This window comes from Ruegeria sp. AM1 (assembly GCF_056540745.1).
Map to the genome: position 1 here is coordinate 486,690 of NZ_JBQFXH010000001.1, position 20,938 is coordinate 507,627.

Sequence of the window (20,938 nt, forward strand, 5' to 3'; positions counted from 1 at the left end):
AACAGGCCGGCACCGATGGGGTGCCGGTTTTTTTATGACAGCGTGCCGTCCAGCTGCAGCGTCAGCTTGCCGCCCAGATAGGGACCAAGGACATCGGGCAGAGTGACCGTGCCGTCCTGGTTCTGACCATTCTCCAGAACGGCGATCAGGCAGCGCCCAACCGCCAGGCCCGAGCCATTCAACGTGTGGACATATTCCGGTTTGCCGCCGCCGTCCGGGCGGAATCGCGCATTCATCCGGCGTGCCTGAAAATCACCCGTGGTCGAGACCGAGCTGATTTCGCGATAAGTGTCCTGACCGGGCAGCCAAGCCTCGATATCAAAGGTGCGGCGGGCGCCAAAGCCCATATCGCCAGTACACAGAACCACGGTGCGGTAGGGGATGCCCAGCTGTTCCAGCAGATCCTCGGCGCAGCGCAGCATGCGTTTTTGTTCTTCATCAGATGTGTCGGGATGGGTCACCGAGACCATCTCGACCTTTTCAAACTGGTGCTGGCGCAGTATCCCGGCTGTGTCTTTACCGGCGCTGCCGGCCTCGGATCGGAAACAGACCGTGTGGGCGGTCATGCGGATGGGCAGGGCGGCTTCGTCCAGAATATCGCCCGAAACAGAATAGGTCAGCGTGACCTCAGAGGTCGGGATCAGCCACCAGCCATTGGTGGTTTGATAGCTGTCGTCGCCGAATTTCGGCAACTTATCGGTGCCGTACATCGCCTCGTCCCGAACCAGCACCGGGGTCTGCATCTCGGTCAGGCCGTTCTTGTCGATATGCGTGTCCAGCATGAACTGCGCCAGCGCGCGGTGAATGCGCGCGACGCCTTTTGACAGGTTCACGAACCGGCTGCCGCTGGTCTTGGCGGCGGTTTCAAAATCCATCGCCGCGGCAACCGCGGGGATGTCGTAGTGCTCTTTGGGCGCAAAATCGAAACTGCGCGGCGTGCCCCAGCGGCTGACCTCGACATTGTCATCTTCATCTGCGCCTTCGGGCACATCCTCGGCAGGCAGGTTCGCAATGCGCGCCAACTGATCCGTCAGCAAAGCGTCCAGATCCTTGGCTTCGGTCTGCATTCGGGCGATTTCGGCTTTTTTCTCGGCGACGAGCGCGCGCAGGCGCTGGAACTCGGCCTCATCGCCACGGCCTTTGGCCGCACCAACCTCTTTCGAGGCTTTGTTCTGTTCAGCCTGTGCTGTTTCTGCCGCCAGAATCTTGGCGCGGCGGCTCTCGTCCAGCCTCAGCAGGTCTGACGACACCGGCGCGTCCCCACGGCGCGCAAGAGCGGCGTCGAAAGCGGCGGGGTTTTCGCGAATGGCGCGGATGTCGTGCATTAGTCAGGTCCTTGATGCGTGAATCACTCAAGGCTGCTTATGCACCATCTGGCGGGCAGGGTGTAGCACCCGAAAGATGAAACGCCTTACTTCCCGGTCTCTTCGTCGCTTTCATGCGCCAGATGGCCATCCCAAGCCTCGGCCGGGATTTTTGGTTCAGGCGGATCGGCAATATAAGAGGGGGTCATGATCTGCACGTTGTTTTCGTTGAACACGGCCACGATGTTGCGGTGTAGATCCGAGCGGATTTTGGGAATGATGCTGCCACGGGTCGTATAGCCGTTGATCTGATAGTTGATCGCGTAGTCGGCCAGCGCCGTCCACAAAACAAACGGCTCGGGCTTGGCCTTGATGCCCTTGGTGCGATGGGCCGCTTCGATCAGCATCGCCTCAATCTTTTCCGGGGGTTCTTCGTATCCGATACCAACGGTAGTATGCAGCAACAGCCCGCTGCCATCGGTTTTCTTTGAGAAATTCACAACATCCGAATTCATCAGCTGTGAATTCGGGATCGAAATCAATTCGTTCTTGATTGATTTCAGATGCGTTTCCATCAGCTTGATTTGAACAACGTCGCCAATATGATCCCCGATCTGGATACGGTCACCGATCGAGGTCGAGCGCCGATAGATTACGAACAGCCCAGCCAGCATGTTGCTGACGACGGAATTGGCCCCCAGCGACAGCATCGCGCCGACCAGAATGGTAAGGCCCTGAAACGCGGCCGAATCCGACCCTGGAATATAGGGCACCGCAAAAACCATCGCGATTAGCACGACAACGACCCGGGCGATGTTGAAGGTCGGGTTTATCCAGTGCTTTTCGAAATCCCCCATTTCGAAACTGCCAGCCTCGACCGCATCAAAGAAGACGCGCATGCCTTTGATAACATAAAGTGTTACCCAGGTGATAAGCGCCAGCATGATCAGGTTCGGGATGTAGCTGATGATGCCGTTGAAAATCAGCAGAACCGGCTCGGTTAGATAGGTCAGCAGCAGCTGCGCGAAATACCGGGTCTCAGCAAAGGCCAGCAGAACAAATGACAGGTAATAGTAGAAACCAAGAAAGAAAATGATCAGCAGGATGAAGTTCAGGCCATAGCGGATCAGGGCCGCGATAGCCTCGGCCTGAACATGTTTTGCCGTCGCGGTTTCAACATCCTGCAAATAGCTTTGCACAATCATCAATGTGCGCCGTCTGATCCGGCGATGCAGCCAGAGGATGAACACAATGAACAGGATGAAACCAATCGTCCACGCTCCGGCCTCGATAGCGCCGGACACGCGGGCCTGCTCGGTCCGGTTGGCACGATAAGAGACGATGGCATCATGGATCGCATCACCGTGCAGCAGGGTGATGACGTTGAGTTCCATCTGATCCAGTTCAGCGTCGGCTTCGGTCACCACCGAGACCAGCACGCCTTCCGCGAATATCCGGGTGCCCAGATCGGTTTCCTCAAACGTGATCTCGACATCGGTGTTTTCCGAGGATTCTGCGACCTCGACAATCCGGTCTTGAACCCGTTCAACACGCTCGGTCGCGGGCAGGGCGCTGGAGCCGCGCAGATGGAACAGGACATCGCCATCTATGATCACCGGCGCCTTGAACTCTTCCGATTCTGCCGCCGTTGACTCTGACGAATCGGCAGGCGCCTCTTGCGCTGCGCTGGGGGTGGACAGCGTCAGAACGACCGCAATGGCGGCCAGCAAAAGCATCAATAATTGAAAGGGTTTGGATAGATATGCCATCACTGCTCCTGTAGCCCGACTATATCCAAGTTCAGGTCTGTTCCTAGGGCATATCTGCAACGGTCCGGATCATCTTCATTTATAATCACGACTTCCAGGTGGGTCATGAGGCCGCCATTGCTTGCAAACACTTAGTTCAAAGCATAGGTTCCCGCCAAATTTGCGGCACGGGTGCTGCGAAATCTGAACAAAGGAATATCCCATGGAAGGTGGCGCAATCGCCCAGTTTCTCCCGCTGATCCTGATTTTTGCGATCATGTATTTCTTGCTGATCCGTCCGCAGCAGAAAAAGATGAAAGAACATCAGGCGATGGTCGAGGCCGTGCGCCGCGGTGATCAGGTCGTCACACAAGGCGGTGTCATCGGCAAGGTATCCAAGGTGAAAGAAGGCGAGAACGAGATCGAAGTCGAGATCTCAGAAGGTGTGAAGGTTCGCGTGGTTAAGTCGACCATTGCCCAGGTGCTGAGTAAGACCGAACCTGCGAAGTAATTTCGCCTCATAATATCTTGAAAAGGCAGGGTAATGCTGCAAATTGACACCTGGAAGCGGGTTCTGATCTGGGCGGTCTGTGTGATCGGCCTGTTTCTGGCCCTGCCGAATGCGTTTTATACTCGCGTCGAGCAGTCAAATGACGCGAAAGCCGCGATTGAGCTTGGCGCGGACACGCCGGAAAATCAGGCCCTGGCCGGGCAATGGCCGACCTGGTTGCCGTCGTCATTGGTTAATCTGGGCCTCGATCTGCGCGGCGGCGCGCATCTCTTGGCGGAGGTCAAGGTCGAGGATGTCTATGAGGCCCGGATGGAAGCCATGTGGCCGGAAATTCGCGACGCTCTGCGGGATGAGCGCGCGACCGTTGGCACCATCCGCAAGCAGCCCTCAGCCCCCGATGAGATTCGTGTCCGCATCAGCCAGCCCGAGGGCATGTCGCGCGCGCTTGAGGTCGTGCGTGGACTGGCCCGTCAGGTTCAGACCCTCAGCGGCGTTGGCGCAACGGATATCGAAGCCCGCGCGCAGGGCGACACGATCATCGTGCAGCTGTCTGAGGCTGAGAAACTGGCCTCGGATGATCGCACCGTCCGTCAGGCGCTTGAAATCATCCGTCGCAGGATTGACGAGGTTGGCACCCGAGAGCCCACAATTCAGCGTCAGGGCGCAGATCGCATCCTGATCCAGGTGCCGGGTATCGGCAGCGCAGGCGAGTTGAAAGAGATCATCGGCACCACGGCGCAGCTGACTTTTAATCCGGTTTCAGGTCGCGTGACCGATCCGGATACCGTTCCGGGGATTGGTGAGAAAATCGTTCCGTCGCTCGACGAACAGGGCGTTTACTACATCATCGAATCTGCCCCCGTGGTGACCGGAGAGGAACTTGTCGACGCGCAGCCATCGTTTGATCAGAACGGTCGTCCGGCGGTCAGCTTCCGTTTTAACACTTCGGGCGCGCGTAAATTCGGTGACTACACGCTGGAAAACATCGGCGCGCCGTTTGCGATCGTTCTGGATGACGAAGTGATCTCGGCCCCTGTGATCCAAAGCCATATTCCGGGCGGGTCGGGCATCATCACAGGTAACTTCACCGTTGAAGAAAGTACCAATCTGGCCGTCTTGCTGCGCGCGGGTGCGCTGCCGGCGGGGCTGGAATTCCTGGAAGAACGCACAATTGGCCCGGAGCTGGGCCAAGACAGTATCGATGCCGGTAAGGTTGCCACCATTGTGGCCTTTGTCGCGGTGCTGAGTTTCATGGCGCTCAGCTATGGCTTGTTCGGGTTGTTTGCCAATGTCGCGCTGATCATCAATGTGGGGCTTTTGTTTGGTCTCTTGTCGCTGATCGGAGCCACGCTGACGCTGCCCGGTATCGCCGGTATCGTTCTGACCGTGGGCATGGCGGTGGACGCCAATGTGCTGATCTTTGAACGTATCCGCGAAGAGCTGAAATCGGCCAAAGGCCCGGCGCGTGCGATTGAGTTGGGATATGAAAAGGCGCTGTCGGCCATTCTGGACGCCAATGTTACCACATTCATCACCGCCGTGATCCTGTTTGCCATGGGCAGCGGACCGGTGCGCGGCTTCGCGATTACATTGGGGCTGGGCATTCTGACCTCGGTCTTCACCGCGATCTTCGTGACGCGCCTGATGGTCGTCATGTGGTTCGAACGCCGCCGTCCGAAAACGATCGAGGTTTGATCATGAGACTGAAACTTGTCCCCCAGAACACCTCGTTCGATTTCTTCAGCCGCTGGAAAGTCTGGCTGGGTATCTCAGCCCTGATGATGGTGGTCGCGTTTACGTCCTTCATGTTGCAGGGGCTGAACTTTGGTATCGACTTCCGGGGCGGGACCACGATCCGGACCCAGAGCGCGCAAGAGATTGATGTTGGTGCCTACCGCGATGCGATTACGCCGCTGGAGTTGGGCGATGTGACCATCACCGAGATTTTCGATCCGACCTTTGGTGAAGATCAGAACGTTGCCATGATCCGCATTCAGGCCCAGGCAGACGCAGAGGCCGTTTCGGCCGCGACGGTTACAGCTGTCGAAGAAGCGTTAAAGCTGGCTGCGCCGGATATCGAGTTTGTGTCGGTCGAATCTGTTGGCCCCAAAGTGTCAGGCGAACTGATCCAGACCGCCGTGATCGCGGTGGTGCTCGCCATCGGCGCGGTTCTTATCTACATCTGGTTACGTTTCGAATGGCAGTTTGCGTTGGGAGCGGTGGCCGCCTTGGTGCATGACGTGATCCTGACCATCGGCATCTTCTCGGAACTGCAAATCCGGTTCGATCTGGCCATCATTGCGGCTCTGTTGACCATCGTTGGGTACTCGCTGAACGACACCGTAGTTGTGTTCGACCGGGTGCGGGAAAACCTGCGCAAGTACAAAAAGAAAGAGCTGAAAGAGGTTCTGAACATCTCGATCAACGAAACGCTCAGCCGGACGGTGATGACCTCGGTCACCACGCTGCTGGCTTTGATCTCGCTTTATGTACTGGGTGGGGATGTGATCCGCGGCTTTGTCTTTGCGATGATCTGGGGCGTGATCGTGGGGACGTATTCCTCGGTCTTTGTTGCCTCGACCATTCTGCTGTGGCTGGGGGTCAAACGCGACTGGTCGAAACCGTCGAACACCGCCGGTAACCAGTTTGCCAATATCGACGCCTGAGTTTCTCGGCCAGTCCCCCACGGGGCTGGCCATCATCTTTTTCGCCGCGTTTCTGGGCGGCGTTGTGCGCGGCTTTTCCGGTTTTGGAACCGCGCTGATCTTTCTTCCGCTTTCAACACCATATCTTGGGCCGTTTGGAGCGCTGATCTGTCTGACAGTCATGGACATCTTCGGGCCGCTGCCCAACGTGCGTCCCGCCTGGCGTATCGTAGACCGGGGCGATCTGGCGCGTTTGGTGATTGGGTGTGCGCTGCTGCTGCCAGTTGGTCTATTGGTGCTCACACAAGTGGACCCTGAGGTGTTTCGCTATGCGGTCAGCCTGCTGGCGATCCTGATGCTGGCAATCCTGATCTTCGGGCTTCGGTATCACGGGCATGTTAGGCGCAAGATGGTGACCGGCATCGGGACGGCGGCCGGGTTTCTGGGGGGCGTCGCCGGGTTGCCCGGCCCGGTGGTGATCTTGTTCTATATGTCGCGCCCGCTGCCGGTTGAGGTGATCCGGGCGACGATCCTGCTGTTCCTTTTTGCCTTCGACTTTCTGCTGTTGGGCTATCTAACCGGTATGGGCCGCGTTACATGGCCTGCTGTGCTGCTGGGGCTGTTGATCGCGGTTCCCAGTCTGGCAGGCAACTGGCTGGGCGGCTGGATGTTTCGGCCTGATCGGGAAAAGCTTTATCGTGGCGCCGCGTATCTGGTGATTGCGCTTGCGGCCTTGTCGGGCCTGCCGCTTTGGGGCTAGAAACCCGTCATGCGCCTGAATGAGATTTCATACACCAATGCAACGCCGGTCGATGGCTATGGTCCCGGTTTCTTTCGGATTGGCGGGCAGGTCTATGACGGGGCCGTTCTGACCAGCCCCACGGGGACGGGGCCTTGGGACGGTTTTAATGATGCGACCCGGTTGCTGGCGCTGGCAGACGATATTGATGTGCTGTTTGTCGGGACCGGGGGGGATCTTGCGCATATCCCGCAAGATCTGCGCGCAGCTCTGGAAGAGGCTGGTATCGGGGTTGAGATTATGAACTCACCCTCGGCCTGCCGCACCTATAATGTTCTGCTGTCCGAAGGGCGCCGCATCGCGCTGGCGGCGCTGCCTGTCTGAGCGGGCATATACGCACCTGCGGCAAATCCCGCCTTTTGCCTCTGACGGCAATGGGATAAGCGAAGGCAATGACGCTGACTGTTTCTGATCTGTCGATTGCTCGCGGTGGCATTCCTGTGCTTGAGGGGCTGAACTTCCGGCTTGAGCCCGGCAAGGCCCTGATCCTGCGCGGACCTAACGGCATCGGCAAGACGACCCTGTTGCGCACGCTGGCCGGCTTGCAGCCGCCGTTGACGGGTCGTATCGAGGGGGCAGAGGATCAGATCGCCTATGCATCCCACTCTGACGGTCTGAAACCAACGCTGACCGTGCGCGAAAACCTGACCTTTTGGGCGTCGGTTTTTGGAACCCATGACATCCAGCCCGCATTGGATGCGTTCAGGCTTAATGAGCTGAGCGATCGCCACGCCGGAAACCTGTCGGCCGGACAAAAACGACGGTTGGGGCTGGCCAGAATGCTGGTGACTGGACGCCCGATCTGGATGCTGGATGAGCCAACCGTATCGCTGGATCAAGACGCGGTGGCTATGTTTGCCGATACCGTGCGCGCGCATCTGGGGCAGGGCGGGTCAGCGCTGATCGCCACACATATCGACTTGGGGCTAGAGGGCGAGGTTTTGAATGTCGGACCCAACAAAGCCAAGCCCAAACCCATCGACGACTTTGACGGAGGTTTCCTGTGATTGCCCTGTTGCTGCGGGATCTCAAGCTTGCCTTCCGCGCGGGGGGCGGGTTCGGGCTGGGGCTGGCGTTTTTCCTGATCGTCACCGTTCTGGTGCCATTTTCGGTGGGGCCACAGTCATCGCTGCTGTCGACCATCGCGCCCGGTGTGCTGTGGCTGGGCGCGCTTTTGGCTTGCCTGCTGTCGCTTGACCGCCTGCTGGCGCTGGATTGGGAGGACGGATCGCTGGACCTGCTGGCAACCGCGCCACTGCCGCTGGAATCGGTGGTTACGATCAAGGCACTGGCGCACTGGATGACCACAGGTCTGCCTTTGGTTCTGGCCGCGCCGGTTCTGGGCGTGCTGCTGAACCTGCCGGTTCCCGGTTTCTTCTGGCTTGTCGTATCGCTGTTGGTGGGCACGCCGGCGCTGAGCGTGATCGGGACATTTGGCGCAGCGCTGACCGTCGGGCTCAAGCGTGGCGGGCTGCTCTTGTCGCTTTTGGTGCTGCCGCTTTATGTACCAACCCTGATTTTCGGGGCCGAGGTCGCGCGGCGGGGCGCTACCGGGATGGAGACACAGACACCCCTGCTGATGCTGGCTGGGATCTCCGCTGCCACGGTGGCCTTGCTGCCCTTTGCCAGCGCCGCCGTTTTGCGTATCAACATTCGGTGACGGTTTTCGAACTTTGATGGATGTCAATTGAGAACCATGCCGACTCGGACTAGATAAGACCCATGTCAATCGCAGCCAAAGCCAACGCCCTCTGGGAATATGCCAACCCGCGTAAGTTCCTCGCGACCTCCGAGCGTGTCTTGCCGTTTTTCTGGATGACCTCTGGTGTCTGTCTGGTGGTCGGGCTGGTCTGGGGCTTTTTCTTTACGCCGGATGATTACAAGCAGGGCTCGACCGTCAAGATCATCTATCTGCATGTGCCAGCGGCCCTGATGGCCATCAACTGCTGGCTGATGATGCTGGCAACATCGCTGGTCTGGCTGGTCCGCCGTCACCACGTTAGTGCGCTGGCCGCCCGTGCGGCAGCGCCAATCGGGATCGTGATGACGCTGATTGCGCTGGCAACCGGGGCAATTTGGGGTCAGCCGATGTGGGGCACCTGGTGGGCGTGGGATCCGCGTCTGACCTCGTTCCTGATCCTGTTCCTGTTCTATCTCGGCTACGTCGCCCTGTGGGAAGCCATCGACGACCCCGATACCGCAGCGGATCTGACATCGGTGCTGTGTCTGGTGGGTTCGGTCTTTGCTGTCCTCAGCCGATATGCGGTGAATTTCTGGAATCAGGGCCTGCATCAGGGGGCCTCGGTCATGCGGGCTGGGGCGGTGACCGGAACCGATACGGAGGAAAAGGTCAGCAATATCTATTTCTATCCGCTGCTGCTTTGCATTGTTGGGTTTGTGCTGCTGTTCATCGCGCTGGTGCTGTATCGCACCGGGACCGAGATCAGAGCGCGTCGGATCAATGCGCTGCTGGCACGTGAAAGGGTAAACGGATGATCCCCGATCTGGGAAAATATGCAGATACCGTTCTGTCGGCCTATGCCGCGTCGATTCTGCTGTTGGTCGCGCTTGTCCTGTTCAGCATTCTGCGTGGGCGCAAGGTGCGGGCCGACATGGAGAAGATCGAGCAGAGGATGACGCGCAATGGCTAAGATTTCACCGCTCATGCTGGCGCCCCCTTTGATTTTCGGCGCGTTTGCACTTTTGGCTGGGGTCGGCATGTTTCGGGACGATCCCAACGCGCTGCCATCCGCGCGTGAGGGTCAGCCTGCCCCGCCTGTGGTTGTGACACAGTTCCCCGGAAAACAGGGCTTCGATGACGCCACCCTGCGTGACGGGCAGGTCAAGCTGGTCAACTATTGGGCGTCATGGTGCGCGCCGTGCCGGGCCGAGCATCCCAACCTTGAGGCGCTGGCCAAAGAGGGCATCCCCGTCTACGGCATCAACTACAAGGATCAACTGGACAACGCAGAGGCCTTTCTGGCCGAGCTGGGCGATCCCTATCGCGGCATTGGCCGGGATGAGAATGGGCGCATGGCATTGGATTGGGGCCTGTATGGCGTACCTGAAACCTATGTGGTCGACGGCGAAGGCACAATCATTCTGCGCTTTGCCGGACCCATCACCCAGCGGGTGATCGACAGTACCATCCGCCCGGCGCTGGATAAAGCCGCAGCGAACTGACGCTTCGGCAGACCCCTAAAGGCGATACCCGCCGGTCACGCCCAAAACCTCTCCGGTGATGAAACCCGCATCCTCGGACGCCAAAAAGCGAACGACCCGAGCGATATCTTCGGGCGTGCCGGGGCGACCCAGTGCCGTGTCTTTGACAAACAGCGCGGTCAGGTCCTCAGGTCGTGGTGCCTCGGGGATGTTGATCGCTCCGGGCGCGACCGCGTTGACGCGTATACCATCCGGGCCAAGCTCCTTGGCCATGGCGCGGGTCCAGAGGTTGAGAGCGGCTTTGCTGGCCCCATACGTGGCGGCATCGCGCGGGGGCAGTACCGCATTCATCGAAGAAATATTGATGATTGAGGCGCCAGAGGTCAGATGCGGCAGGGTGGCGGTCAGCAAAGCCATCGGCGCAAGCAGGTTCAGATCAAGAACTGCGCGGTGGTCATCCGCGTCAAAGCTGTCTTTGGGGGTCGATCTTACAAGTCCGGCATTGTTCACGATCACGTCCAGCCGCCCAAACCGCTGGATCACCCGGTCGACCACGTTGGCGGCCTGTCCGTCCTGTGTCAGGTCCGATTGCATCGCAAGCGTGTCGCCCTGCAACAAATCGTCCGAGGGCGAACTGCTGAGCCACGTGAATGCAACCCTGTGGTCTTTGCGAAGGTCCTCAACGATCGCGCGGCCAATGCCGCGCGCACCGCCGGTGACCAGAGCAACCTTGGTTTGATCCGCCATATCGTTGCTCCGATCAGTTTGTTAAAATCAGGCGTTGCCTGCGTTGACGCTGACCTCTCTTGCGATCAGTTCACGTCTTTTGCGGCTATCTTCTTCGATCATTCCGGGGATCAGGAAGATGTCGACGATCAGCCAGATACCAACCGCCAGCAGAAAGACCGCCCCAACGTAGATGATTATGGTGAGCCAACCCAGGATAAACAGCGCCAGAATGCCCAATGCGCTTTTTGTCTTGCCCAGATAGAAACGGTGTACCCCGAACCCTCCAAAGAAAAACCACAGAAGGTAGGCGACCAGCGCGCTTTTCTTTTCGTTGCTCAGGCGTTGCTCCACCAGCATTTGCTGCTCTGTCGAAAGTCCCACGTACAAAATTCTCCGTTCTTGTCATTATGCTTTTTGCCAAGTGAGCGAACTATCTCATTGAAACCGGGCAAAATAAAGAAGCCCCGCAAAATATTGCGAGGCTTCGTCAGACCGTGTTATTTGCAGCGATATTAGCCGGTTTTCGCCAGATTACGCAGCACGTAATGCAGCACACCGCCGTTTTCGATGTACTCGATTTCCGGCGCGGTATCGATACGGCATTTCAAGGTGATGGTCTTCTCGGTCCCGTCGCCGTAGACGATGGTGCAGGGCACCTCTTGCAACGGCTGGATTGTGTCCAGACCGTGGATCGAGACGATCTCATCCCCTTTCAGGCCCAGCGTCTTGCGGGTGTCACCGCCAGTGAATTCGAATGGGATAACACCCATACCTACAAGGTTCGAGCGATGGATGCGCTCAAAGCTTTCGGCGATCACGGCCTTGACGCCCAGCAATGCCGTACCTTTGGCCGCCCAGTCGCGCGACGACCCCGCGCCATACTGCTCACCACCAAAGACCACCAGCGGTGTGCCATTGGCCTGATGCGCCATCGAGGCCTCGTAGATCGAGGTTTGTTCACCGTCGGGGCCTTTGGTATAGCCGCCTTCGACGACCCCGTTCTCGGTGGCCAGCATCTCGTTCTTAATGCGGATATTGGCGAACGTGCCGCGCATCATCACCTCGTGGTTGCCCCGGCGCGAGCCGTACGAGTTGAACTCGCGCGGTTGCACCTGACGGTCCATCAGATACTTGCCCGCAGGCGTGGTGGTTGCAAAAGACCCGGCGGGTGAGATGTGGTCGGTGGTGACCATGTCGCCCAGAATCGCCAGAACCTTGGCGCCTTCGATGTTCGAAATCGTTCCCGGCTCGGGTCCCATGCCCTGGAAATAGGGCGGGTTTTGAATGTAGGTCGAGGTTGGCGGCCAGTCATAGGTTTCAGCGTCGGTGGTCTCAACCGCCTGCCATTTCTCGTCGCCCTTGAAGACGTCAGCATATTTCGACTGGAACGCCTCGCGGGTCACGGTCGCTTCGACCAGATCGGCGATTTCCTTTTGGGTCGGCCAGATGTCTTTCATGTAGACGTCATTGCCATCCTGATCTTTGCCAATCGGTTCGGACGTCAGGTCGATATCCATCGTGCCGGCCAGCGCATAGACAACAACCAGGGGCGGCGAGGCCAGATAGTTGGCGCGCACGTCCGGCGAGATGCGCCCTTCGAAATTCCGGTTGCCAGACAGCACCGAGGTGGCGACCAGATCGCCCTCGGCAATCGCGTCGGACAGTTCTTGCTGGATCGGGCCAGAGTTACCGATACAGGTGGTGCAGCCATAGCCGACAAGGTTAAAGCCGATCTTGTCCAGATCGTCCTGCAAACCCGCGGCCTCAAGATAGGCTGATACAACCTGCGAACCGGGTGCGAGCGAAGTCTTAACCCATGGCTTGCGATCCAGACCCAATGCGGCGGCTTTGCGCGCCACCAGACCTGCGCCGATCATCACGTACGGATTCGAGGTGTTGGTGCAGGACGTGATCGACGCGATCACAACCTTGCCGGAATCCAGCGTGTAATCTTCACCTTTAACAGCGACTTCTTTGTCCATCGGGCGTTTGAACGTCTCGGCCATTTCCCTGGTGAACGCGGCCTTGGCGTCGGTGAGTGCGACATAGTCCTGCGGACGTTTGGGGCCTGAGATTGCGGGAACGATGGTGCCCATGTCCAGCGACAGGGTGTCGGTGTAGATGGGCGCATAGTTTTCATCACGCCAGAAACCGTTTTCTTTGGCATAAGCTTCGACCAGCGCCAGACGATCCTCGTCGCGACCCGTGTTGCGCATGTAGCGGAGGGTTTCTCCGTCGATCGGGAAGAAGCCACAGGTCGCGCCGTATTCCGGCGCCATGTTGGCAATCGTAGCACGGTCGGCCAGCGGCAAACGGTCCAGACCTTCGCCATAGAATTCAACGAATTTACCAACCACACCTTTTTCGCGCAGCATTTCGACCACTTTCAGCACAAGGTCGGTGCCGGTGGTGCCTTCGACCATCGAACCGGTCAGCTCAAAACCCACAACCTCGGGGATCAGCATCGAGATCGGCTGGCCCAGCATTGCGGCCTCGGCCTCGATCCCGCCAACGCCCCAGCCCAGAACGGCCATTCCGTTAACCATCGTGGTGTGGCTGTCGGTGCCGACCAGCGTATCAGGATATGCAACCTCTTCCCCGTCCTGGTCAGTGTCTGTCCAAACGGTTTGGGCAAGATACTCCAGGTTCACCTGATGGCAGATGCCGGTGCCGGGGGGGACAACGCGGAAATTGTTAAACGCGCTCTGGCCCCATTTCAGGAACTGGTAACGCTCCATGTTACGTTCATATTCACGATCCACATTCATCTGAAAGGCGCGCGGGTTACCAAATTCGTCGATCATGACCGAGTGGTCGATGACCAGATCAACCGGGTTCAACGGGTTGATCTTCTGCGCGTCGCCACCCAGCCCCTTGATCCCGTCGCGCATCGCGGCCAGATCGACCACAGCCGGAACGCCGGTGAAATCCTGCATCAGAACGCGGGCAGGGCGGTACGCGATCTCGCGTGGGTTCTTACCCCCTTTGTCGCCCCATTCCGCAAAGGCCCTGATATCGTCGACCGAGACGGAAAAGCCATCATCTTCGAACCGCAGCATATTCTCCAGCACCACTTTTAGCGCAGCGGGCAGTTTGGAGAAATCACCCAGACCGGCGTCTTGCGCTGCGGGGATCGAGTAATAAGAAATGGACTTGCCGTTTACGCTCAGGCTGCGGCGTGTTCCGGCTGTGTCCTGTCCGACTTTGATGGGCATCAGTGGCCTCCCTCTCAAATGGCTTAAATTCTGGGATTCGCTGAGGGCTATCTGTATCACGTTTGCCCTTGTTTCAAGGCCTTGAACTTTCAATAGGTAATTTTTGTATGCAATTGCATACAATTTTCCTGATATGCTGATCAAAGACGTTTCAAGAAACCTTGATTGGCTGTTGAAGTGTTAAGGGTTTAAATCGGTTGGGACGCCTTACCAAGCGAGACAAAACATGTTCAGATCGTTGGCACTGACCGCTCTAGTATCTTTTACCCTTTCGGCCCCGGTGGTGGCCGAAAGCAATCCCGTGGTGGTCGAATTGTTCACCTCACAAGGATGTTCGTCTTGCCCGCCAGCAGACCGGCTAATGCATGATCTGGTCAAGCGAGATGACATTATCGGGTTGGCGCTGCATGTGGACTATTGGGACTATATCGGCTGGAAAGACGAATATGCCGATCCGGCGCACGCCGCCCGGCAGCGCGCCTATGCGCGCGAGGGCGGGCGTTCGATGATCTACACGCCGCAGATGGTGATCAACGGCCAGCAAGATGTTGTTGGAACCAAAGTGCGTGAATTGTCGGATATTGTCGAAGCCCATCTAACGGCTGCACCGGTTGCCTCGGTCGATGCATCGCGCGCCGGAGATGGCGTGACGGTGGATGTGACACCGGTCGATTTGCCAGCCGGCTACAGCTATGACGTGCATGTCGTGCAATATTCGCCGCTGCGTCACGCCTCGATCCGCAGAGGAGAGCTGGCGGGCCACGATCTGGACTATGCGAATGTGGTTGAGACATGGCAGGTCGCAGGGCACTGGGATGGAGCCTCTGCACAGCAGTTCTCGGCGACACTGACCGAGGATCTGCCAGCCGTCGTCCTGATCCAGCGCTCAGGTCACGGGCCGATCATTGCGGCCACAAACGTGAAGTAGTCAGGGCATATCTTCGGGCTGCACGCCCATTCCGTTCCAGGCTTTCCAGCGACGGTGGATCCAGAACCACTGGCCCATATGCTGACGGACCATCGCCTCCAGATCGTCATTGGTGAACTGCGTCATGGTCTTGGGATCGGTATGCGGTACCGGATCATGCAGGACGATCTCAAAGTCGATGCCGTTGGGCTGCCGTACGGCGTAGCACGGGATCAGGACCGCCTTGTACTTCATCGCCAGTTCCGCGTTCAGCAACGAGGTTACCGCGGGCTTGCCAAAAAACGTCAGTTCTTCGCCGCCATGCGCATGCAGGTCCGAGACGATGGCGATGATCCCGCCACTTTTCAGCGCGCGCACCATTTCAACCATGCCGCGGCGGCCCTGTTCGAACATCGGTTTGCCGGTCTGATGGAACGCATCGACATACATCTCGTTGAAATAGGGGTTCGCCATGCGGCGGTAGAGGCACCCGATCGGCTTGCCGCTATGGGTTTGCAGGGCAACGCGGGCGGCTAGGTAGTGCCCGAAATGGGCCGTGATCATCATGACAGGCCGACCTTCTGCCACCGCTTGGTCAAAGGCCGCAAGCCCAGGGCCCGAGATTTTGGCACCGCTTTGACGGTCGGTGAAACCCTCGGGCGAGAAATGCTCCATGATCGCGCGGCCCGCGTTGTCGGGGACGGCGTTGCAGATGCGATTGACCTCGGCCTCTGGTAAGTCCGGGCAGGTCAGTTTCAGGTTCCGGCGAACGCGTTTGCGAAAGCCGACCACGGGCGCAAGACCGCGCACGATCGCACCCATCGTCGCGATTCGTGTCTCATAGGGCAGGAGCCGCATGCCCCCGATGACCCCCCTCAGGAAAAGGTTGGCCACATAGTATTTTCCAAGCTCAAAGCGGCTTAGTTCAGACTTTTCGACGGGCATCCAGAGGACTCGCAGGGTTTTCCTAGTTCGCGCCAGACATACAGGCCGACTGCCTTTACCACAAGCGGTCTGCCCGAGCCGGCCGGGGTCAGACAGAGCGCTGCGTTCAGGTGTCCTCGTCGTCGGCTTCGATCAGGGTGATTGTTCCTGCATCAACAAGGCCCCGAACGACACCGACGATGTTGGTCATTGCATCTTCGGCATCGGCCTGTTTGACCGTTCCACGCTCAGAAATCCCTTCGCGCAGATTGTCGGCCATACGCGTCGACATATTGGACAGCAAGAACTCAACCGTTGCTGCGTCCTGATCACCAGAGGCTCCGGCAAGGGCAGTCACCAGAACCGCCGGATCAACGTCGCGGATCAGGGCCGGGACATCGCGGGGGGATATGCGCGCCGGAATATGGGCGAAGGTAAAGATCGCCTGCCGAACCATGTTTGCAAAGTCCACATCCTCTTCATCCAGCGCCGTGAGCAGCCCGTCGCGGGTCGAAGCGGTGGACTGGTTGAGGATCGCGCCGACCCGCGCGCCAGGGCCGTCCTGAAACGCAGGGGTGGGGCGTCGATCCAGTTGCGCGGCCAAGGACCAACCGATCCGTTCCACCGCCTCCGGCGTGACATTCGCGGTTTTGGAAACCGCATAGGTGATGCGGCGCGCCACGGGTCCCGGCAGGTGACCCAGCAATTGTGCGGACTTGGCCGTGTCGAGTTTCGACAGCATGACAGCTGCGACCTCGATACTTTCGGCCTGTGCCATCACGGCCAGATCTTCGGGCGGAACCTCGCGGAGACGTTGCCACGGATCCCCGATCTGCCTGACACCGGCGACCTTGCGCAGGCGTGCGGCGGTTGCGGGGGCGATCTTGCCATTGACCGCATCCAGCGCCCCGGCAAGCCCATGGGGGAATGCCAGACCAATGCTGTCCAGCGCATCCGCGAACTCTCCGGCGACCGAGGCGAGCGTGACGCGGTCGATCAGCCCCATTCTGCCCAGCTGCTGCGTCAGTTTTTCCTGCAGGTCGTCGGGCAGCTCTTCCAGTGCGATGTCGGCCCCTTCGTTCAGCAAGAGGCGCACGACAACGGCGGCTTTTTCCAGATTGCTGAGCGAACGCGGCACCAGCCGCTCATTATCCTCGGGGCCGACGACGGCCTGAGGGGCGGCACCGGGTGCCATTTCGATTAATGCGTTGTTGTCCTGCATCTGCCTGTGGTGCCAACTGTTTGTCCCACAGGCAGAGTACCGGTTCTTGGGTAAAGAAAGCCTAAAGCTCAGTAGCTGTAGGTCAGGCCGGTTTGAATGGCCTCGCGCAGCGAGGCTTCGGCCCAGGTGCCTTCTCCGCCGCGTTCTTTGATCTCACGCCATTGCGCGATTGCGAGATCTGTTTTGCCTTCGGAAACAAAGCCTTGTCCCATATAGCTTCGGGCCAGGATGTTGTCGGGGTTGGCGCTGATCGCATTCTGGTAGAAGGTGTTTGCCAGCTCCAGCTCGCCCATTTTGCGATAGGTGAAGCCCCAGTAGGTCTGCACACGATCATCGTTCTGATCCATGACCCTCAGAATACTCTGCGCGTGTTCATACTGACCGTCATAGGCCAGCTCGCGTACCGCATCATACAGCTGATCGTCGGTGAAATTGCTTTTGTTCGGCTTGACGCAACGCCCAGCGGCCTCGTCATAAACGCGCCCAAATAGGCATTTTTTTGTTGTGTTGGTGGGTTTGGGCGGGTTGCTGTCACCACCTGCAGCGTGAACCGCTGGGGCAAAGGCAAAAGCCTGAAAAGCAATTGCTGAGGCTAATACAAGGCGCATATTCCTACTCCGTTCTAAAGACTGCTCTCATCAAGCATAGCGTGATCTATAAAAAAGCTAACAAGTGATGCGTCGCTTTTATTCACAAGTAGGAAAGATTTTTTCAGCTGCCGACCAGTTTTGCGCAGCTTTGGCTTGCGCTGTCCCAGTAAGTCCCCGGGGCGCAAGTTTGCGTCTGCTTGGAATGCCCGCTGCAGGCGAGGGCTGCCGAAGACGTGCAGACAAGGGCCAATGAACATAAAATTGCACGGATCATCGCGGTTCTCCCGATCTCGAAACTGCGGGGTCAGAATAGCCGATTTTGCGCGCGCTTGCAAAAAAGAAGGCCCGAGCCGCGCAAGACGGTCCGGGCCTTTTCGTGTCATTGCGGCAGGTGATTATTCACCAAAGACGCGCGAGAAGATCGTGTCGACATGTTTGGTGTGATAGCCAAGGTCGAATTTCTCTTCGATTTCTTCGACGCTCAGCGCCGCGGTGACGTCGGCGTCGGCCAGAAGTTCCTCTTTGAAATCCGTGCGGTGTTCCCAGACCTTCAGCGCGTTGCGCTGCACCATAGCATAGGCATCTTCGCGGCTGACCCCGGCCTGGGTCAGCGCCAGAAGAACCCGCTGGCTCATCACCAAACCGGGGAACTTGTTCATGTTCTCCAGCATGTTCTCGGGGAAGATCAGCATCTTGTCGACAACGCCCGTCAGGCGGGCCAGCGCGAAATCCAGCGTGATTGTTGCATCCGGCCCGATCATCCGTTCGACCGAGGAATGCGAGATGTCACGCTCGTGCCACAACGCCACGTTCTCCATCGCAGGGATCACGGCTGCGCGCACCATACGGGCCAGCCCCGTCAGGTTCTCGGTCAGCACCGGGTTCTTCTTATGTGGCATAGCGGACGAGCCTTTTTGGCCCATCGAAAAGAACTCGGCCCCCTCCAGCACCTCGGTCCGCTGCATATGGCGGATTTCGACGGCGATGTTTTCGATGCTGCTGGCGACGACGCCCAGCGTGGCAAAGAAGGCCGCGTGACGGTCACGGGGGATGACTTGGGTGCTGATTGGTTCGGGGACCAGCCCCAGTTTGTCACAAACATGCTCTTCGACCTGCGGGTCGACATTGGCAAAGGTGCCAACCGCGCCGCTGATGGCGCCGGTGGCGATTTCGGCTCGGGCGTCGCGCATCCGCGACAGGTTGCGGTCCATCTCAGCATAGAAACGCGCAAAGGTCAGGCCCATGGTGGTGGGTTCGGCGTGGATGCCGTGGCTGCGGCCGATGCGAACGGTATCTTTATGTTCGATGGCCCGGCGTTTCAGCGCGGCCAGCAGCCCCTCGAGATCAGCAATCAGGATGTCAGCGGCGCGGGTCAGTTGCACGTTGAAGCAGGTGTCCAGCACGTCCGAGCTGGTCATGCCCTGATGCACAAAACGCGCCTCTTCGCTGCCGACATGTTCGGCCAGATGGGTCAGAAAGGCGATGACGTCATGTTTGGTGACGGCCTCGATCTCATCAATCCGGGCCACATCGAATTCCACGTCCTTGGCTTTCCATACCGCCTCGGCGTTCTCGCGCGGGATCACGCCCAGATCGGCCATCGCGTCACAGGCATGGGCCTCGATCTCGTACCAGATGCGGAACTTGCTCTCGGGCGACCAGATGGCAACCATATCGGGGCGGGAATAACGTGGAATCATGGGCAACAGCACCTTATTGTGATTTGGCAAGAGGCGTTGCGGCGGGGTTTAAACCCCGCCGCCCAGAGGAACAAGGCACGAGTGTAGGTATGAGACGGTTTGCCCTGATTTTAGCAATCTGGCCCGGTTTTCTGGCCGCAGAAGAGTTTCGCGCGCTGTCGGGCGCAGAGATCCTGTCCGCTTTGACTGGGCAAAAGCTCAATTACGAGGGCGGCGCCTGGCAGAGCTTTGAGGCCTCGATGCAGACGCAGTATTTCTCCGGTCGCCCGTCAACGGGGCGCTGGGCGGTGCGCGGGGATCAGTATTGCTCGGTCTGGCCGCCTTCGGATCTCTGGGCGTGTTATACGGTCGAACAGAGCGGCGACACGATCCGGTTTATAGGTGCGGGCGACGACGTGACCGACGGAACATACGCGCAGTGAATGTGCCAGCAGTCTTTGAAGCCACCTGATATTGGCAACCGCGCCACATGATACGCGCATGGTACGCAAGGCTTTTATTGTTCGATCAACGTTCTGCTGGACAAACGCGACAGCAACGGTCCAGGCTGAGATCAAAGGACTAATCAGGTTATTGCGATATGATTATTTCATTCAGGTCGATGCTGGCCGTCTGTGGTGTCACCGTGCTGGGACTTGGTGCACCTGCTGCGGCTGACACTCCGATCACCTATACAGAGGGCGACACAGCGCTGTTCCGGTTCGAGATGCCAGATTTCTGGATTCTTCGTGCAGGCGGGCCGCGCGATATCGAAGACAGTCAGGTCGGCGACACGCGCGGTGTTGCCCGTGTGATGGGTCTGCGTCCGATCAATGACGATTCCGTCTGGATGGGGTTTGTCTCGCCGCAGGGTGTGGCGACGATATCTGATGGGATTCAGTATCTGCGGGACATCGATAAGTTTCTGGTCAAGGACCCGCAGGTAACCGCAAACACACGGTCAACCATCGGCGGCCGTCCGGCCCAGATCATTCGGGGCACCGGCGTCCGAGATGGCCGCGGCATAAGCTTTACCGCGACGGTTGTTGATTTGCCGAGGAGCCGCGTTGCTGTGGCGGTCGCCATCCTGCGGGATGGCGCTGACCCGGCTTATGTCGAGGACCTGAATGCCGTTTTCGCGTCATTCCGTCCGGCGCAGTGAGGGGGCATGTGATGCATAGACTTCTGAAACGCGCGGCGATGGTGTTGGGCCTGGGGGCAGCGGGCTTTACGGTTGCCGGCTGCCAAGGCGTCTCGGTCGGTGTTGGCTATGGGTATGACCCGTTTTATGACTCGATGCTCTGGAACGATTATTATCATCGCGATGTTGACGTCGATGTGGATATTAATCGACCGGATCGCCCGCCACCGCCTGCAGGCAAACCGCCCGCGCGTCCCAAGCCGCCGATTGCAAAACCCCCGGCACGGCCAAGGCCACCTGTTGCGCGCCCGCCAGCAGCGCGGCCACCGATCCATCGGCCGGTACCGCGTCGCCGCTGATAT

Annotated in this window: 23 protein-coding genes; 14 read left to right on the forward strand and 9 right to left on the reverse strand. The window is 58.7% G+C overall.

Translation table 11 applies throughout. The features are described from left to right. Positions 1–32 precede the first annotated feature (32 nt). Both serS and ACR0I7_RS02390 read right to left on the reverse strand, forming a co-directional pair. Entirely contained in the window at positions 33–1,325 is a 1,293-nt protein-coding gene (gene serS, locus ACR0I7_RS02385) for a serine--tRNA ligase (RefSeq protein WP_480508055.1), read from the reverse strand. Between the two features lie 86 nt (positions 1,326–1,411). Further along, the gene (locus tag ACR0I7_RS02390) at positions 1,412–3,073 is read right to left on the reverse strand and encodes a mechanosensitive ion channel family protein (protein ID WP_480508057.1); all 1,662 of its coding nucleotides are present in this window, start codon (positions 3,071–3,073) and stop codon (positions 1,412–1,414) included. Between the two features lie 202 nt (positions 3,074–3,275). Between ACR0I7_RS02390 and yajC the strand changes: the two genes are divergently transcribed. The 10 genes from yajC to ACR0I7_RS02440 all read left to right on the forward strand — a co-directional run bounded on the left by yajC (position 3,276) and on the right by ACR0I7_RS02440 (position 10,190). Beyond that, positions 3,276–3,563, forward strand: coding sequence for a preprotein translocase subunit YajC (gene yajC, locus ACR0I7_RS02395; RefSeq protein WP_480508059.1), 288 nt, complete (start codon positions 3,276–3,278; stop codon positions 3,561–3,563). Positions 3,564–3,596: 33 nt separating this feature from the next. Then, the gene (gene secD, locus ACR0I7_RS02400; protein WP_480508061.1) at positions 3,597–5,258 is read left to right on the forward strand and encodes a protein translocase subunit SecD; all 1,662 of its coding nucleotides are present in this window, start codon (positions 3,597–3,599) and stop codon (positions 5,256–5,258) included. A gap of 2 nt (positions 5,259–5,260) precedes the next feature. After that, positions 5,261–6,229, forward strand: coding sequence for a protein translocase subunit SecF (secF, locus tag ACR0I7_RS02405; protein WP_480508063.1), 969 nt, complete (start codon positions 5,261–5,263; stop codon positions 6,227–6,229). Then, positions 6,210–6,968: a sulfite exporter TauE/SafE family protein gene (locus ACR0I7_RS02410; RefSeq protein WP_480508065.1), complete on the forward strand. Its 759-nt coding sequence runs from the start codon at positions 6,210–6,212 to the stop codon at positions 6,966–6,968. The genes secF and ACR0I7_RS02410 overlap by 20 nt, the downstream gene beginning before the upstream one ends. A 9-nt stretch (positions 6,969–6,977) precedes the next feature. Continuing rightward, complete coding sequence (locus ACR0I7_RS02415) at positions 6,978–7,331, forward strand: Mth938-like domain-containing protein (RefSeq protein WP_480508067.1); 354 nt, start codon at positions 6,978–6,980, stop codon at positions 7,329–7,331. A 68-nt stretch (positions 7,332–7,399) separates the two neighbouring features. Further along, entirely contained in the window at positions 7,400–8,014 is a 615-nt protein-coding gene (gene ccmA / locus ACR0I7_RS02420; protein ID WP_480508069.1) for a heme ABC exporter ATP-binding protein CcmA, read from the forward strand. After that, the gene (gene ccmB, locus ACR0I7_RS02425) at positions 8,011–8,667 is read left to right on the forward strand and encodes a heme exporter protein CcmB (RefSeq protein WP_480508071.1); all 657 of its coding nucleotides are present in this window, start codon (positions 8,011–8,013) and stop codon (positions 8,665–8,667) included. Before ccmA ends, ccmB begins: the two co-directional genes overlap by 4 nt. Before the next feature lie 62 nt (positions 8,668–8,729). Beyond that, entirely contained in the window at positions 8,730–9,503 is a 774-nt protein-coding gene (locus ACR0I7_RS02430) for a heme ABC transporter permease (RefSeq protein ID WP_480508073.1), read from the forward strand. Further along, positions 9,500–9,658 (forward strand): heme exporter protein CcmD, encoded by a 159-nt coding sequence (ccmD, locus tag ACR0I7_RS02435; protein WP_480508075.1) that lies wholly within the window; start codon positions 9,500–9,502, stop codon positions 9,656–9,658. Before ACR0I7_RS02430 ends, ccmD begins: the two co-directional genes overlap by 4 nt. Then, complete coding sequence (locus tag ACR0I7_RS02440) at positions 9,651–10,190, forward strand: DsbE family thiol:disulfide interchange protein (RefSeq protein WP_480508077.1); 540 nt, start codon at positions 9,651–9,653, stop codon at positions 10,188–10,190. Before ccmD ends, ACR0I7_RS02440 begins: the two co-directional genes overlap by 8 nt. Before the next feature lie 15 nt (positions 10,191–10,205). Here ACR0I7_RS02440 and ACR0I7_RS02445 read toward each other — a convergent pair whose 3' ends face one another. From ACR0I7_RS02445 to acnA, 3 genes are all read right to left on the reverse strand, one after another. After that, the gene (locus tag ACR0I7_RS02445; RefSeq protein WP_480508079.1) at positions 10,206–10,916 is read right to left on the reverse strand and encodes an SDR family NAD(P)-dependent oxidoreductase; all 711 of its coding nucleotides are present in this window, start codon (positions 10,914–10,916) and stop codon (positions 10,206–10,208) included. Positions 10,917–10,943: 27 nt separating this feature from the next. After that, on the reverse strand, positions 10,944–11,279 hold the full coding sequence (locus ACR0I7_RS02450) for a TM2 domain-containing protein (protein ID WP_480508081.1): 336 nt from the start codon (positions 11,277–11,279) through the stop codon (positions 10,944–10,946). Positions 11,280–11,410: 131 nt separating this feature from the next. Next, positions 11,411–14,113: an aconitate hydratase AcnA gene (gene acnA / locus ACR0I7_RS02455; RefSeq protein ID WP_480508083.1), complete on the reverse strand. Its 2,703-nt coding sequence runs from the start codon at positions 14,111–14,113 to the stop codon at positions 11,411–11,413. A 226-nt stretch (positions 14,114–14,339) separates the two neighbouring features. Here acnA and ACR0I7_RS02460 point away from each other — a divergent pair, with 226 nt between their 5' ends. Further along, positions 14,340–15,041, forward strand: a complete 702-nt coding sequence (locus tag ACR0I7_RS02460) for a DUF1223 domain-containing protein (protein WP_480508085.1) — start codon at positions 14,340–14,342, stop codon at positions 15,039–15,041. Here ACR0I7_RS02460 and ACR0I7_RS02465 read toward each other — a convergent pair whose 3' ends face one another. The 4 genes from ACR0I7_RS02465 to purB all read right to left on the reverse strand — a co-directional run bounded on the left by ACR0I7_RS02465 (position 15,042) and on the right by purB (position 19,456). Then, entirely contained in the window at positions 15,042–15,965 is a 924-nt protein-coding gene (locus ACR0I7_RS02465; protein ID WP_480508087.1) for a lysophospholipid acyltransferase family protein, read from the reverse strand. A gap of 106 nt (positions 15,966–16,071) precedes the next feature. Next, entirely contained in the window at positions 16,072–17,166 is a 1,095-nt protein-coding gene (locus tag ACR0I7_RS02470) for a flagellar motor switch protein FliG (protein ID WP_480508089.1), read from the reverse strand. A 68-nt stretch (positions 17,167–17,234) separates the two neighbouring features. Further along, complete coding sequence (locus ACR0I7_RS02475) at positions 17,235–17,774, reverse strand: tetratricopeptide repeat protein (RefSeq protein WP_480508091.1); 540 nt, start codon at positions 17,772–17,774, stop codon at positions 17,235–17,237. Positions 17,775–18,151: 377 nt separating this feature from the next. Continuing rightward, positions 18,152–19,456, reverse strand: coding sequence for an adenylosuccinate lyase (purB, locus tag ACR0I7_RS02480; protein WP_480508093.1), 1,305 nt, complete (start codon positions 19,454–19,456; stop codon positions 18,152–18,154). Positions 19,457–19,545: 89 nt separating this feature from the next. Between purB and ACR0I7_RS02485 the strand changes: the two genes are divergently transcribed. From ACR0I7_RS02485 to ACR0I7_RS02495, 3 genes are all read left to right on the forward strand, one after another. Beyond that, the gene (locus ACR0I7_RS02485) at positions 19,546–19,878 is read left to right on the forward strand and encodes a hypothetical protein (RefSeq protein ID WP_480508095.1); all 333 of its coding nucleotides are present in this window, start codon (positions 19,546–19,548) and stop codon (positions 19,876–19,878) included. Positions 19,879–20,036: 158 nt separating this feature from the next. Further along, positions 20,037–20,597: a hypothetical protein gene (locus tag ACR0I7_RS02490; protein WP_480508097.1), complete on the forward strand. Its 561-nt coding sequence runs from the start codon at positions 20,037–20,039 to the stop codon at positions 20,595–20,597. An 11-nt stretch (positions 20,598–20,608) separates the two neighbouring features. Then, complete coding sequence (locus ACR0I7_RS02495) at positions 20,609–20,935, forward strand: hypothetical protein (protein WP_480508099.1); 327 nt, start codon at positions 20,609–20,611, stop codon at positions 20,933–20,935. The last annotated feature ends 3 nt before the right edge of the window (positions 20,936–20,938 follow it).